The following is a 15,305-nucleotide window of genomic DNA, read 5'->3' on the forward strand; positions in this document are numbered from 1 at the left end:
TCCCTTTTTATGCGAGTAAGAACGAACAAGAAAGACGGTGCTTTGTTTTTTTTTTTACTTTCAATCGAAATCTTTTCGTGATCATTCCCCTTTTAACTTCGTTGTTAATTGTTTGAGGTGACCGATTGAGTAAATAAGCAATTGACCGATGTGATTCTTTCTTGCGGAGTAACATTTGTATCATCCTACGTTCGGCAACAGAAAGGTGTGTATGTTTTGTTTTAAATGTGTTATTCTTTATGAGTGTCATAGCAAAATCATCCTTTATTGTTTGGTGTCGTAACCTCAATAATACATGATTTTTCGCTAAGGCACTTTTTTTTATAAATTCAGGTGGCTAACTTGATTATACAATTCGCCAGTATTTTAATTTTAAAACTTTTTTTTTTTACGTTGTTTAGTATCATTGGCAATATGTGTGACCACAGTTTCATCTCCTTTTAAGAGCGCATCTAACGAAATATCCAAGATGTTTGATAAATCAACAATCATTTGAATATCAGGGTAATTGCGGTTTGTTTCTCAATTTGAAATCGTTGATCGACTGACCAGGGCTTTTTCCACGAGTTGCTCTTGTGTGTAATTGAGTGCTTGACAAATCTTCATCTAAAAACCTCCTATATCCAATGTACCGCTGCTGCAAAGAATTAACGAGCCTGTATCTCGCACAAACAGAGAAAGATTGTGCGAGGTACGCACATCCTATTGTAACGGAGTTTGGGAGAAAATAGTCTGCAAAATAGTAACACGTGTAGTCAGCTAGTCACATTAAACTATGCTAAAATAGATAATATTGAAACAGTTACTGTACGATGGAGGAGGAACGGATGAAAACAACACATAATGTTACAATCGGCATCTTATTAGCCAATTTATTTATCGCCTTTATTGGGATTGGCTTAGTCATTCCTGTAATGCCGACTTTAATGAACGAATTACATATTTCAGGAACAGTCGTCGGATACATGACCGCTGCCTTTGCCTTAACGCAATTAGTCGTATCGCCTTTTTCGGGTAAAGCAGCCGATAAATTCGGTCGAAAAATCATGATTGTGATCGGCTTGTTTATATTCTCGCTCTCTGAACTGCTGTTTGCAGTCGGTACCTCGGTGGAGCTCTTGTTCGTCTCCCGCATTTTTGGTGGCATGAGTGCCGCTTTTATTATGCCAGCGGTAACGGCTTTTATTGTCGATTCAACCACCTTAAAAGGCCGCGCCAAAGCATTAGGGTATATGTCAGCCGCAATCGGTACCGGCTTTATTATCGGCCCTGGTATTGGTGGCTTTTTAGCCGAATACGGCACACGAGCACCCTTTTTGCGGCAGCAACCATGGCCTTGATCGCAGCCGTCATCTCGTTAGTGTTTTTACGCGAACCCGAACGACAAAATCTTGAAACAGCTGATAGTAAAGCAGCCGCTAAAGGCGGTCTGCGCAAAATAGTGTTGCCGATATTCTTAATGGCCTTTATCGTCATTTTTGTATCTTCCTTTGGGATGGCCTTGTTTGAGTCGTTTTTCAGTTTGTATACCGATCATAAATTTGGTTTCACACCACGTGACATCGCGATTGCGATTACAGGTGGGGCAATTATTGGCGTTGTGTGTCAAATCGTTGTCTTCGATAAACTCGTGCGAGCAATTGGCGAAGTCAATCTTGTACGAATGATGTTGATTTTATCAGGCTTACTCACTTTTGCAGTGACGATTACACATTCATATTGGCTCATTATGGCGGTCGTCTTTTTACTATTTACAGGCTTTGACCTTATCCGTCCGGCAGTCACCAACTACCTCTCGCGTATTGCGGGTAATGACCAAGGCTTTGTTGGGGGGGATGAATTCCTTTTTCACCTCGCTTGCAAATGTGTTCGGTCCGGTTTTGGGAGGAATCTTTTTTGATATAAATATTGACTATCCTTTTTATGTCGCGACAATTGTGATTGTATTAGGGACAATCTTAGCGTTCTTTTGGAAAGACCCAACCCGTCATCAGACGGCTGATTAAGACAGAGAAGGCTTGCGTTTTAGTCATGTAATGCGTTAAAATGTTAAAGAGAGATACAGCAGAAAATGGATGAGGGGGAAAGTAACATGCAAATTGAAAAATTACGTGGTGAAGGCCTCGATGAGTTCTTTCGTGGTGTGTTAACAATGAAGAGTATTGAAGAATGTTACGATTTCTTTGATGATGTGTGTACAGTCAACGAAATTCAAGCATTGTCACAACGTTTTCAAGTCGCAAAAATGCTACGAAGTGGTCATACGTATAGCAAGATTGAAGCGGCTACCGGTGCGAGTACAGCAACGATTTCACGCGTGAAACGTTCGCTTAACTGGGGTAATGATTCGTATGAGCTTGTATTGGGACGTTTAGATGAAGAAGATAAAACTAAAGGCTAATACAACCAGCGCATATAACAATAGGTTTAGTCAGTCTAATGATTTCACAGTCACTTGCTTATTTTTAAATCAAAAAGAAGTCTTGTAAGACTTTGTCTACAATCTGAAACTTTAAAAGACCTGTGCTTTTAAAGTTTTTTTGTTTTCTAACGGAATGAAAACGGTGGATTACGCTAGGGCAACGAGTACCTTTTATGCGTGATGTTTGTTATAATTAGGCTAGTGTTTTTAAGAAGAAAAACAACGTGAATACAACACAAAGAAATAGGCAGCGAGATTAGTGTTTGCCTGTTTTTTTATGTATAATAAGAACGAATGTTCTGAAATAGGTGGTGCACAATGGAAATTACTGGAAAACAACTCATAGAAGGATTGAATCCTGAACAACAGAAGGCTGTCGTGACAACAGAAGGGCCCTTACTGATTATGGCAGGTGCCGGCAGTGGGAAGACACGGGTGTTAACACATCGTGTTGCATATTTAATTAAAGAAAAAAATGTTAATCCGTACAATATTTTAGCGATTACCTTTACAAACAAAGCCGCACGTGAAATGAAAGAACGGGTCGGAGCTATTTTAGGGAGCGATGCCGATGCAATTTGGGTATCGACGTTTCACTCGATGTGCGTGCGGATTTTACGTCGTGACGCAGAAAGAATGGGGCTTAGTCGTGCCTTTACGATTCTGGATTCAAGCGATCAATTAACCGTCGTTAAAAAAATTATGAAGGATCGTAACATCGATCCTAAACGGTACCAACCACGGGCAATGCTCGCATCGATTAGTAACGCCAAAAACGAACTAATTAATGCGACTGACTATGCGAAAGAAGCCGCTGGTTTCTTCGAAAAAATGGTTGCAGATGTTTACACAGATTACGAAAAAAAAATTACGAAAAAACCAAGCGCTCGATTTTGATGATTTAATCATGATGACCATTGAACTGTTTCAACAAGTGCCAGAGGTGCTTGAATTTTATCAACGTAAGTTCCAATACATTCATGTTGATGAGTACCAAGATACGAATAAGGCACAGTATACGCTCGTTAAATTAATGGCGGCACGGTTCCAAAATATTTGTGTCGTCGGTGACTCAGATCAGAGTATTTACGGTTGGCGTGGCGCTGACATTAGTAACATTTTGGATTTCGAGAAAGATTATCCGAAATCAACGACGATTGTATTAGAGCAAAATTACCGCTCTACAAAACGGATTTTAGCGGCAGCTAATGGTGTCATTACGAACAACAGCAACCGTCGTCCGAAAGAATTATGGACAGGTAATAGCGAAGGAAATAAAATCAGTTACCACCGCGCGTTATCTGAACGTGAAGAAGCGACCTATGTCGTCGGAAAAATCCAAGAACGTTTAGCTGATTATAAATATAAAGATATGGCAATTTTATACCGTACAAATGCACAGTCACGTGTTCTTGAGGAGACGTTACTTAAATCATCGATTCCCTACACAATGGTCGGCGGTCAAAAATTCTACGATCGTAAAGAGATTAAAGATGTACTCTGCTACCTCCGCCTCATTGCCAATAACGCGGATGATATTAGTTTAGCGCGGGTGGTCAATGTGCCTAAACGAGGCGTTGGGCCAGGTTCGCTCGACAAATTAGCGGCGGCAGCCTTAGCTTATGATACAACAATGTTTGCGATGATTAATCAAATCGAACAAGTAGGCTTATCGACGAAGGTCAGCCGTGAGCTACTCGGTTTTTATGACATGATACGTGGCTTCTCACAGATGCAAGATTATTTATCTGTCGCTGAACTGATCGAACAAGTGCTTGATAAGTCAGGTTACCGTGAGATGTTGAAGGCTGAAAAAACAATTGAAGCCGAAACCCGCATTGAAAACATTGATGAGTTTCTCTCAGTGGCACAGCAATTTGAAAAAGACACCGATGATAAATCATTAATCGCCTTTTTAACGGACTTGGCATTAGTGGCGGATGTTGATTCGCTCGAAGATCAAATCAATGCAAAAGATGGGGCAATTACGTTAATGACGCTCCATGCTGTTAAAGGCTTAGAATTCCCGGTTGTTTATTTAGTGGGAATGGAAGAAGGTATCTTCCCACACAGTCGTGCGTTAGCAGACGAAGATGAGATGGAAGAAGAACGTCGAATTGCCTATGTAGGTATTACGAGAGCTGAAAAAGAATTATATTTAACCGCGGCATATTCACGTACGTTGTATGGTCGTTCAACCAGCAATGCAGAATCCCGGTTTATCAATGAAATTCCGGCTGAATTACTCGAACGTGCGAGTGACGCCAAGAACAAGCAAGCGATTCCGTTTGCCACAAAACAACGCTCATACGCCAAAACACCACAGGTTAAAGCGTTGCAAGAAACCGGAGCCAGTGCGGTTAGTTGGACCGTTGGCGACAAAGCAAAACATAAAATTTGGGGAATCGGTACCGTTGTTAGTGTTAAAAATGCCGGTAAATCAATGGAATTGGATATTGCCTTCCCAAGTCCAACAGGTGTAAAACGTCTCTTAGCTGAGTTTTCACCGATTGAAAAAGTATAGGACGGTGTCAAAATGAGTGAACGATTAAATGAATTGAAACAACAAATACAGGCGCTTAGCTATGCCTATTATGTGTTGGATGCACCGACGACAGAAGATAATGTCTACGATGCACTTTATGCTGAATTGGTGGCAATCGAAGCCAAACATCCCGAACTAGTCACAGCTGATTCACCAACCCAACGAGTTGGTGGTATCGTGCTCGATAAGTTTGAAAAAGTACCCCACGATGTTCCGATGCTTAGTATGGGGGATGTTTTTAACGAAGCTGAAATCCGTCAATTTGATCAGCGCGTCCGTAAAGAGCTCGGTGTTGAGCAAGTTTCTTATACCGTTGAACTTAAAATCGATGGACTTGCGTTATCTTTAAAATATGTTGACGGACAACTTGTTCAAGGGGCAACCCGCGGGAATGGAACAATTGGCGAAAACATTACTGCCAATGTACGGACGATTCGTTCTGTGCCATTGAAATTAACAGAACCGTTAACGATTGAAATTCGTGGCGAAGCCTACATGCCGAAACGATCATTTGCGCAGCTTAATGCCCAACGTGAAGTCGACGGATTGGCCTTGTTTGCCAATCCACGGAATGCGGCGGCGGGTTCGCTACGTCAATTAGATACAAAAGTGGCGGCTTCACGTAACTTGGATACTTACTTGTATGCTGTTGCGGATAGTTCCGTGCTTGATGTGACGACACATAGTGAAATGTTAGCCGCGATTGCGGACTTAGGCTGTCACGTCAATCGCGAATATCGAGTGGTTGATTCGATTGAAGCTGTGATGGCTTATATTGCGGAATGGACCGATAAACGCAGCTCGCTTCCTTATGACATCGATGGTATCGTTATTAAAGTGAACGATTTTGCAGCCCAACGACAGCTCGGTGCTACTGTTAAGGTGCCGCGTTGGATGATTGCCTATAAATTTCCAGCCGAAGAACAGTCAACGCAGCTCATTGATATCGAATTGAGTATTGGCCGTACCGGTGTCGTGACACCAACGGCCATCTTACAACCGATACAATTAGCAGGGACGACGGTACAACGGGCCTCGTTACATAACGCCGATTATATCGCCGCCAAAGATATTCGTCTCAAGGATGAGGTCATCGTCAAAAAAGCGGGTGATATTATTCCAGAAGTGGTCCGCGTTTTATTGGACAAGCGTCCTCCAACGAGCGAACCATACGAGATGCCAACCCATTGTCCATCGTGTGACAGTGAACTGGTGCGTTTAAATACAGAGGTGGCACTCCGTTGTATTAACCCGAAATGTGGGGCACAAATTCGTGAAGGTTTGATTCACTTTGCTTCACGGAACGCAATGAACATTGAAGGACTTGGCGATAAGGTCGTTTCGCAATTACATGACAATGGCTTAATTGCCGACATTGCTGATTTATACAAGTTGACAGTGGCAGATGTGTTACCGCTCGAACGAATGGGCGAAAAATCGGCCGCCAAACTGATGGCCGCGATTGAAGCGTCGAAGGCTAATTCACTTGAGCTGTTGCTGTTTGGCTTAGGTATTCGTCACGTTGGTGCCAAAGCGGCTAAATCACTCGCGCAACACTTTAGCACCATCGCTGCTTTGCAAGATGCAACGAGAGATGAGCTGATTGCGATTGCTGATGTTGGTGAAATTATGGCTGATTCGATTCTGGCTTATTTTGCGAATCCACAAGTGCATGAATTAGTGAATGAACTGCGTCAGGTCAATCTTAATTTAAGTTACACAGGCCCGGTCTTGGCAAATAAGTCAGCCAAGGAACTAGTTTTTAATGGTCAAACAGTGGTATTAACTGGTAAACTAGAACAAATGACACGGACTGAAGCAAAAGACTTGATTGAAAGCCTCGGTGGCAAAGTAACCGGAAGCGTGAGTAAAAAAACTGACGTAGTCGTTGCTGGTGCGGATGCAGGCTCGAAACGGGCTAAAGCAGAAAGCCTCGCGATTCCAATCTGGTCAGAAGCTGATTTACTCGTGTACTTAAAAGATGAAGGTGACCAAAAATAATGAAAAAACTAATTGTAGTTGTTGCCGGTTTAACACTTGCATTGGCAGGTTGTTCACCGCAATTATCAAGTGAAAAAACAGTTGATAACGATAGCTCAAGCAACACAAAAAAAAGAAGCGCAAATCGTTACGAAAAATAATATATCAAGTGATTATTACCGTACGCTTTTGCCGTATAAAGAAAGTCCAACCCGTGGGTTAATCGTCTCTAATTTAAATACGCGTTATGACATTAATGAGATGGAAGTTGGCTTACAACGCATTGCAACAGGCATGTATAATACGGATGATTTTGTCTTCCAAGAAGGACAATATTTGAAAAAGGAAACCGTTGTGTCATGGTTGAATCGGAAGTATTCCGATAAACAACTGAAAGAGAAGAAGTTAAGTGACAGTGATAACGTTGGTCTGAATCCGGAATTCAACGGTAATGGTACCGATCGTAATCCGATTTACTTAGCGCACATCCTCGAGCAAAACTACTTGGAAAACAAAGGGGACACGGTTAATTTAAGTGGTGTCACTATCGGTTTGGCGATGAATTCGGTCGATTATTACCAAAAAGAAAGCTATGGTGCAACCTATACGACACCGATTACGACTGAAAAAATGAAAGCTGAAGGCGAGAAAATGGCTGCGACGATTATTACACGAATGCGTCAAATGAAAGGTCTCTCAGAAGTGCCAATTACAGTAGCCATCTTTGGACAAAACGCCAAAGATGCGATGGTGTCAGGCAATTATATCGCGTCTGCAACAGCTAAAGCCGGTTCATCTGAACTCGATAAATGGAATAGCACCGATGAAAAGTATGTTTTATTCCCATCTGATGATGCCAAAACCAATTATTTAGATGATTATAACTGGTTTAAGAGCTTCTCTGGTGATATTCAAACGTACTTCTCAAACTACAATGGGGTCATCGGACGTGGGTTCTACCAAGGAAAAGAGATGAAACGTGTAACGATTGATATTCCGGTTAACTTCTTTGGCGAAGCAGAGATTATTGGCTTTACACAGTTTGCTGCGGATATGGTGGCGAAACATGTACCATCGAGTGTTGATGTGGAAGTTAATATTAAAACAACTGACTCACAGGCGAATGCCGCTTTAATTACACGTGATTCAGGGAGCAAAAAGGCTGAAGTTCATATCTTTGACCGTTAAAGATGATAAAGGAAGTGGCACGTTCAACAGCAGTTCTAGTCATTCAAGTCATCTTGCAGCCAAAGTCACTTGAACTAACGTTCAAAGTAAAATCAGTTTAATTCGACTTTGTCTACAATCTGAAACGATGTGCCATAGGCGCATCGTTTTTTTCTCGTTCAAATACGTAAACAATTGACCGAAATCATTTATTTTAAAAGGGTTTTCGTGTAGAATAGAGGAGTATGTATCATAAAGTAGATATTTTAGGAGGGTTATTATGTCTGTTATTTCAAAAGCAGAAGTTGAAAAAGTAGCGAGTTTAGCTCGTCTTGAAATTACTGAAACCGAAGCGGAGCAATATGCAACGCAGTTGGAGCAAATTATTCAAATGGTTGAAAAATTAAATGAGTTAGATACGGATAACATCGAACCGACAACACATGCCGTGCCATTAACAAATGTGTTACGTGAAGATAAGGTCGTTGCAGGCTTACCACGCGACGTTGTTTTAAAAAACGCACCAGATTCACAAGATGGCTATATTAAAGTACCATCAATTATGGACTAGTAGGGAAGGAGCCCGATTAAACATGGCATTACTTAATTTAACAATTAAACAATTACATCAAAAATTAGTAGATAAAGAAGTGACGGCAGTTGACTTAGTCAATGAAGTTTACGCTCGCGTAGACGCCGTTGAAGATAAGGTACAAGCCTTCATTACTTTGACAAAAGAAACCGCGTTAGCACAAGCTGCAGCGCTTGATGCTAAAGGCATCGATGCAACAAATGTGCTAGCGGGAATTCCAATCGGTATTAAAGATAATATCGTAACGAAAGATATTTTAACAACAGCCGCATCTAAAATTTTAACAGGATTTGAACCTGTTTATGATGCAACTGTTATGACGAAATTGCATGAAAAAGACATGATTAATGTTGGTAAATTAAACATGGATGAGTTTGCAATGGGATCAACAACCGAAACGTCTTACTATGCAAAAACAGCGAATCCTTGGGATTTATCACGTATTCCTGGTGGGTCTTCAGGTGGTTCAGCAGCAGCGGTTGCTGCCGGTGAAGTCTCTGTTGCCCTCGGATCTGATACAGGTGGTTCAGTGCGTCAACCAGCCGCTTTTTGTGGGGTTGTCGGGATGAAACCAACTTACGGTCGTGTGTCTCGCTTCGGTTTAATTGCCTTTGCGTCTTCACTTGATCAAATTGGGCCCATTACGCGTACAGTCGAAGATAATGCCCTTGTGTTAGAAGCAATTGCAGGTGTTGATGTGCACGATTCAACATCGGTACCACAACCGATAGCTGATTTCACAACTGATATCCATAAAGATATCAAAGGCATGAAGATTGCTGTACCGAAAGAATACTTAGGCGAAGGCGTTCAAGCCGGTGTTAAAGCCCGCGTTTTAGAAGCGATTGAAACACTTAAAGGCTTAGGTGCAACAGTTGACGAAGTGAGTTTACCACACATCGAATACGGTGTGGCTGCATACTATGTCTTGGCTTCAAGTGAAGCTTCATCGAACTTATCACGCTTTGATGGCGTGCGTTATGGTTACCGTTCACCAGAAGCACATGACCTCGAAACGTTATATACAAAAACACGTGCTGAAGGTTTTGGACCTGAGGTTAAACGTCGTATTATGCTAGGTACCTTTGCGTTAAGCTCCGGTTACTATGATGCGTATTATAAAAAAGCGCAACAAGCACGTACGATGATTATTGAAGATTTCAAGAAAATCTTTGCTGATTACGATGTCATTGTTGGACCAACTGCACCAACAGTTGCCTTTAAATCAGGTGACTATGCTAAAGACCCAATCACAATGTACATGAATGACGTCTTAACGATTCCAAGTAACATGGCAGGTGTACCGAGTTTATCAGTGCCATGTGGCTTAAGTGAAAATATGCCAGTTGGCTTACAAATCATCGGGAACCAATTCGATGAAGCAACTGTTTACCGTGTCGGACAAGCATTTGAAACAGCAACTAACTTTAATGAGTTAACAGCTGAATTGTAGGAGGAAGATAGAATGAATTTTGAAACAGTAATCGGACTTGAAGTCCATGTAGAGTTAAAAACAGAATCAAAAGTATTCTCTTCTTCACCTGCACATTTTGGTGCTGAACCGAATACAAACACAAACGTCGTTGATTTAGGTTATCCAGGTGTGTTACCGACCTTAAATAAACGTGCCGTTGAATTTGCAATGAAAGCTGGGATTGCCCTCAATTGCCAAATTAATCGTGAAACGAAGTTTGACCGAAAAAACTACTTCTATCCTGATAACCCAAAAGCTTACCAAATTTCACAATTTGATAAACCAGTTGCTGAAAATGGTTGGATTGATGTGGTTGTTGGCGGCGAAACAAAACGTATTCGTATCGAACGCGTACATTTAGAAGAAGATGCGGGTAAATTAAACCATGCGGGTAAAGGCTATTCATTAGTCGATTACAACCGTCAAGGAACACCGTTAATTGAGATTGTATCAGAAGCTGACATGCGTTCTGCTGAAGAAGCGTATGCGTATCTTGAAGCTTTGAAATCAATCATTCAATACACTGGCGTATCGGATGTGAAAATGGAAGAAGGCTCATTGCGTTGTGATGCCAATATTTCAATTCGCCCATTAGGTCAAGAAAAATTCGGTACAAAAACAGAAATTAAAAATTTAAACTCATTCTCTTATGTTCGTAAAGGAATTGAATTTGAAGAAAAACGTCAAGAAAAAGTCTTACTTGCTGGTGGTATCATTGGTCAAGAAACCCGTCGTTTTAACGAAGCAACTGGCGAAACGTTGTTAATGCGTGTCAAAGAAGGATCAGACGATTACCGTTACTTCCCAGAGCCTGACTTAGTGAACTTAGTGATTGATGATGCGTGGATGGAAGCTGTTAAAGCAGAAATCCCTGAATTACCTGATTCACGCCGGACACGTTACATTAACGAATGGTCAATTCCAGCGTACGATGCGATGGTCTTAACCTTAACAAAAGAAATGTCTGATTTCTTTGAGGCAACAGTTGCAAGTGGTGCCGATGCGAAACAAGCGTCTAACTGGTTAATGGGTGAAGTATCAGCGTACTTAAATGCCGAACAATTGGAATTACATGACACAGCGTTAACACCTGACAACCTTGCGGGCTTAATTAAGTTGATTGAAGACGGTACGATTTCATCTAAAATCGCTAAAAAAGTTTTCCGTGATGTGATTACAGAAGGTGGCAACCCTGAAGAAATCGTTAAAGCTAAGGGCCTCGTGCAAATGTCTGATGCGGGCGAATTAACAAAAATCATTACAGCGATTATCGATGCGAACTTACAGTCGGTCGAAGACTTTAAAAACGGTAAAGATCGTGCCGTTGGTTTCCTTGTTGGTAAAACAATGAAAGAAACTAAAGGACAAGCGAATCCGAAAATGGTTAACCAAATCATTGTCGATGAATTAAATAAACGTTAAATATTTGATAAAAGTACTTATTCAGCTGTTTTATACGGTGGGATAGGTGCTTTTTCTATTTGAAGTAAAGTAGGTTAGTTTTATGGAAAAGTGAGTGTTTAAAGCGTTACAAAATATTTTCCGAAAAGCTTTTTTATTTTTGTTTACGCCGATAGTTAAATTAAGTTAGACAATTGACCTATAAACATCTCTACACCAAATGTGCTTGTAATGATAGAAGCCTATTTCCAAACGAAACAATCTGTTTTAACCGGATTGAAGATACTAGGATGTTCAAGACAACGATTGATAATGTCTACAAATTTTTTAAAGAAAAGTTCCTCGGCCAGTGCTTTTTATCAAAAACACAAAGAAAATAAAACATATTGTGGCAGACGACCGATCATTTTAAGTACGGATCAACAAACCTACATTCAGAAAATGACGGCTAAAGGTTAGCCACCTGATGTATAGCTATTTCATGTTCTGGTAGAACGCTCTATTGCCTATTTAAAGCCAACTACTTCGGTATCACAAAGCTACCAATGAAAGGTAAACGTAAGCCAAACGGACACAACGAACGTCGAGGAAGGCGATACAATTGTCGGTGTTTATCATAAAAGTGAAAATCAGCAAATATCGAAAAAGAGACGACGGATTGTTTACAATCTATTCTCAAAAACATGTTTAAATCACTCACGTTTGATTGTGGAAAGAAATAAGTAACTCCAATGAGAGCTCTATTTTTTTTGCAGAGACTGGAACACCTTCACAACGCGGGCTAAACGAAAATTCTAACGGCATTTTACGTAGAAAAGGCTTGCCAAAAAAGCTGGACTTTTACCAAGTTAACCAAAACTTCGTTTCAGCTGTTGCTTCAAAAAGAAATCACATACCAAGAAAATCATTAAACTACCGGACAACATTGGAAGTATTTTTGAGTTACGTAAATGAAGAACAATTGTCCAGCTTAAATTGGCAAATAATAGGGTTATTTATGGGGCATGTATATACTACAGAAATATAACCTTAAATATAACGATACATTTGGTTAATAATATCTTATTTGCTTTGCTTCCATACACAGGCATGTTCATAGAGGGATACTTGTAATTGTTTGTCATTTCACTAGTTATTTGATACTATCTAATTGTGACTATAATCTGATAATGGGGACTGATTTGATGACTGAACATCTTGATGAAAAAGAGCATTACACGATAATAGAAACGACTATACATAAGGAAAAAGGAGTTTGTTTATGAAACATAGAGACATTCAAGTGAAATCAAAGAAAATACTAGCAACAATTCTATTAACGACAACATTTTTCACAGTAGGATTTTCAACTATGACAGCTTCTGCGGACATCAATCCTGATACCGTAAAAGCAGAGGAACTGGAAAAGAAATTACCACAACTGATGGGTGGGGAAATTGATTCTAAGATTTTAGAACAATATAACGTAATCGGTAAAGTATCTGATGATAACGGTTTCACTCACTATGTCATGCAACAAATGGTTAATGCTATTCCAGCAGAAAACGGTGAATTGCACGTGCATGTCAACAAAGACAATATCATCACATCTGTTACAGGTGATGTGAACGAAAAAGAGATTCATTTGAATGGTAAAATCACAGTTGATGAAACAAAAGCGCAAGACATAGCAAAAGCTGCTTTTGGAGCTGAAGATGGCTTTGTATATCAAATCAAACAGTATGCAACGACAGACGGAATTGCATACTGGCAAGTAAGTGTCGGAAGTAAAGAAGGTTCAGAAACAGCTACAGTTTATAAAGTAGACGCAATGAATGGAACCATTATTGAGACTTACAAAGCCAACCATGATGTTGCAAATATTTCAGGGAAAGCATCAACAGGTATAGGGAAAACAACCGCAGGAAAAGACGTCACTTTCCCAACGTTAGTAGACCAACAGGGCACACACTATATGCAAGATTCTCCAGCAGATGACGCAAAGAATACCGTACTTGATATTCTTTCAGTTAAAAAGGATGCTAGAAATAATAAATTATATTCAGTTGGAATTATTAATAGTATCAATGGGCAGTTCACAGATAGAGGTGCGGTAGATGCTTATATAAATGGACGTGCTGTTTATAACTACTACAAAAATAACTTTAACTTTAGAGGAGTAGATGGTAAGAAACAACAAATTGTGTCTATGGTCAATGACTCATCAAGTCCAAGTAATGCTTTTTGGGATCCAAGTTCTCAGACAATGAAATACGGTGCGCGTAATGGATTGTCACTTGCTGCAGCAATGGACATAGTCGGTCACGAAACAACACATGGGGTGATTAATAATAGTTCAAATCTTGATTATAAAGGTCAATCAGGTGCACTGAATGAATCCCTTGCAGATACTTTCGGTCACTTCATGGATAACAAAGACTGGACAATGGGCGAAGATATTGGTTGGATTTTACGTGATTTTGAGCATCCAACTAATCACAATCAACCAGACCACATGAATAATTTTCAAAACTTACCAGAAACAAATGACCAAGGTGGAGTACACATCAACTCTGGTATTATGAATAAGGCAGCTTACAATGTGATTAATGCGATTGGTCAAGAAAAAGCACAACAAATTTTCTTTACAGTAATGCGTCACTACTTAAACCATGCCTCAGACTTTAACCAAATGAAAGAGGCAATGGTGCAAGCATCACATGACTTATATCCAAATGAGCCACAAGTAGCGGTTGAAGTGAACAACGCATATGCAAATGTGGGTCTGGGTGAAATAATTAATAATATTAAACAATCAAATATCTTACCAGAACAACAAATTGAAGTGACACAAACAGACAACGTGACATCGATAGAATTCAGCGAAGAATCTGGGACCTTACCAACTATTTACGGTCAAAAAGAAGAAAAAAATAAAAAAACGGTCAGCCTAAAGATAAAAAAGAATTCAAAAAATCAGGTTCAATATTTGATATGTTAAACGAAATGTATGGTTGGGACTTGTAAGAAACATGGACTCCTATAATCTGGGGTCTGTTGCAGAGTTATAAATCGCCGAGAGTAAAATTAAGCGAGACAAATAAAAAAGCCATTTTGTGCGACACTCAAAATAGTTCCGACCAAAGAATTATTTTGAGTGAAGGCAAATGACCTATAAACATCTCTACACCAAATGTACTTGTAATGATAGAAGCCTATTTCCAAACGAAACAATCTGTTTTAACCGGATTGAAGAGACTAGGATGTTCAAGACAACGATTGATAATGTCTACAATTTTTTAAAGAAAAGTTCCTCGGCCAGTGCTTTTTATCAAAAACACAAAGAAAATAAAACATATTGTGGCAGACGACCGATCATTTTAAGTACGGATCAACAAACTTACATTCAGAAAATGACGGCTAAAGGTTAGCCACCTGATGTATAGCTATTTCATGTTCTGGTAGAACGCTCTATCGCCTATTTAAAGCCAACTACTTCGGTATCACAAAGCTACCAATGAAAGGTAAACGTAAGCCAAACGGACACAACGAACGTCGCGGAAGGCGATACAATTGTCGGTGTTTATCATAAAAGTGAAAATCAGCAAATATCGAAAAAGAGACGACGGATTGTTTACAATCTATTCTCAAAAACATGTTTAAATCACTCACGTTTGATTGTGGAAAGAAATAAGTAACTCCAATGAGAGCTCTATTTTTTGCAGAGTACTGAACACCTTCACAA

9 protein-coding genes and 3 pseudogenes are annotated in these 15,305 nt (G+C 40.0%); 11 read left to right on the forward strand and 1 reads right to left on the reverse strand.

Annotated elements, in window-relative coordinates:
- Positions 1–7 precede the first annotated feature (7 nt).
- Positions 8–250: a helix-turn-helix domain-containing protein gene (locus tag BCAMP_RS15070; RefSeq protein WP_035314894.1), complete on the reverse strand. Its 243-nt coding sequence runs from the start codon at positions 248–250 to the stop codon at positions 8–10.
- A 577-nt stretch (positions 251–827) separates the two neighbouring features.
- Here BCAMP_RS15070 and BCAMP_RS07785 point away from each other — a divergent pair.
- From BCAMP_RS07785 to BCAMP_RS07830, 11 genes and pseudogenes are all read left to right on the forward strand, one after another.
- Positions 828–2,006: pseudogene (locus BCAMP_RS07785) on the forward strand (MFS transporter).
- Positions 2,007–2,092: 86 nt separating this feature from the next.
- On the forward strand, positions 2,093–2,401 hold the full coding sequence (locus BCAMP_RS07790) for a YerC/YecD family TrpR-related protein (protein WP_035314895.1): 309 nt from the start codon (positions 2,093–2,095) through the stop codon (positions 2,399–2,401).
- Positions 2,402–2,740: 339 nt separating this feature from the next.
- Positions 2,741–4,946: pseudogene (gene pcrA, locus BCAMP_RS14745) on the forward strand (DNA helicase PcrA).
- Between the two features lie 12 nt (positions 4,947–4,958).
- On the forward strand, positions 4,959–6,968 hold the full coding sequence (gene ligA / locus BCAMP_RS07800) for an NAD-dependent DNA ligase LigA (protein ID WP_051456969.1): 2,010 nt from the start codon (positions 4,959–4,961) through the stop codon (positions 6,966–6,968).
- Entirely contained in the window at positions 6,968–7,108 is a 141-nt protein-coding gene (locus BCAMP_RS15075) for a lipoprotein (protein WP_232217948.1), read from the forward strand. Before ligA ends, BCAMP_RS15075 begins: the two co-directional genes overlap by 1 nt.
- Positions 7,050–8,135 carry a CamS family sex pheromone protein gene (locus BCAMP_RS07805; RefSeq protein ID WP_232217949.1) on the forward strand — a complete coding sequence of 362 codons (1,086 nt, stop codon included), beginning with the start codon at positions 7,050–7,052 and terminating at the stop codon, positions 8,133–8,135. Before BCAMP_RS15075 ends, BCAMP_RS07805 begins: the two co-directional genes overlap by 59 nt.
- Positions 8,136–8,394: 259 nt before the next feature.
- The gene (gene gatC / locus BCAMP_RS07810; RefSeq protein ID WP_035314896.1) at positions 8,395–8,685 is read left to right on the forward strand and encodes an Asp-tRNA(Asn)/Glu-tRNA(Gln) amidotransferase subunit GatC; all 291 of its coding nucleotides are present in this window, start codon (positions 8,395–8,397) and stop codon (positions 8,683–8,685) included.
- Between the two features lie 22 nt (positions 8,686–8,707).
- The gene (gene gatA / locus BCAMP_RS07815) at positions 8,708–10,159 is read left to right on the forward strand and encodes an Asp-tRNA(Asn)/Glu-tRNA(Gln) amidotransferase subunit GatA (protein ID WP_035314897.1); all 1,452 of its coding nucleotides are present in this window, start codon (positions 8,708–8,710) and stop codon (positions 10,157–10,159) included.
- 12 nt (positions 10,160–10,171) lie between these two features.
- Positions 10,172–11,602 (forward strand): Asp-tRNA(Asn)/Glu-tRNA(Gln) amidotransferase subunit GatB, encoded by a 1,431-nt coding sequence (gene gatB / locus BCAMP_RS07820; protein WP_035314898.1) that lies wholly within the window; start codon positions 10,172–10,174, stop codon positions 11,600–11,602.
- A 173-nt stretch (positions 11,603–11,775) separates the two neighbouring features.
- Positions 11,776–12,608: pseudogene (locus BCAMP_RS13870) on the forward strand (transposase).
- 234 nt (positions 12,609–12,842) lie between these two features.
- Complete coding sequence (locus BCAMP_RS07830) at positions 12,843–14,561, forward strand: M4 family metallopeptidase (protein WP_035314899.1); 1,719 nt, start codon at positions 12,843–12,845, stop codon at positions 14,559–14,561.
- The last annotated feature ends 744 nt before the right edge of the window (positions 14,562–15,305 follow it).

The sequence above is a fragment of the Brochothrix campestris FSL F6-1037 genome (assembly GCF_000525915.1).
Lineage (GTDB): Bacteria > Bacillota > Bacilli > Lactobacillales > Listeriaceae > Brochothrix > Brochothrix campestris.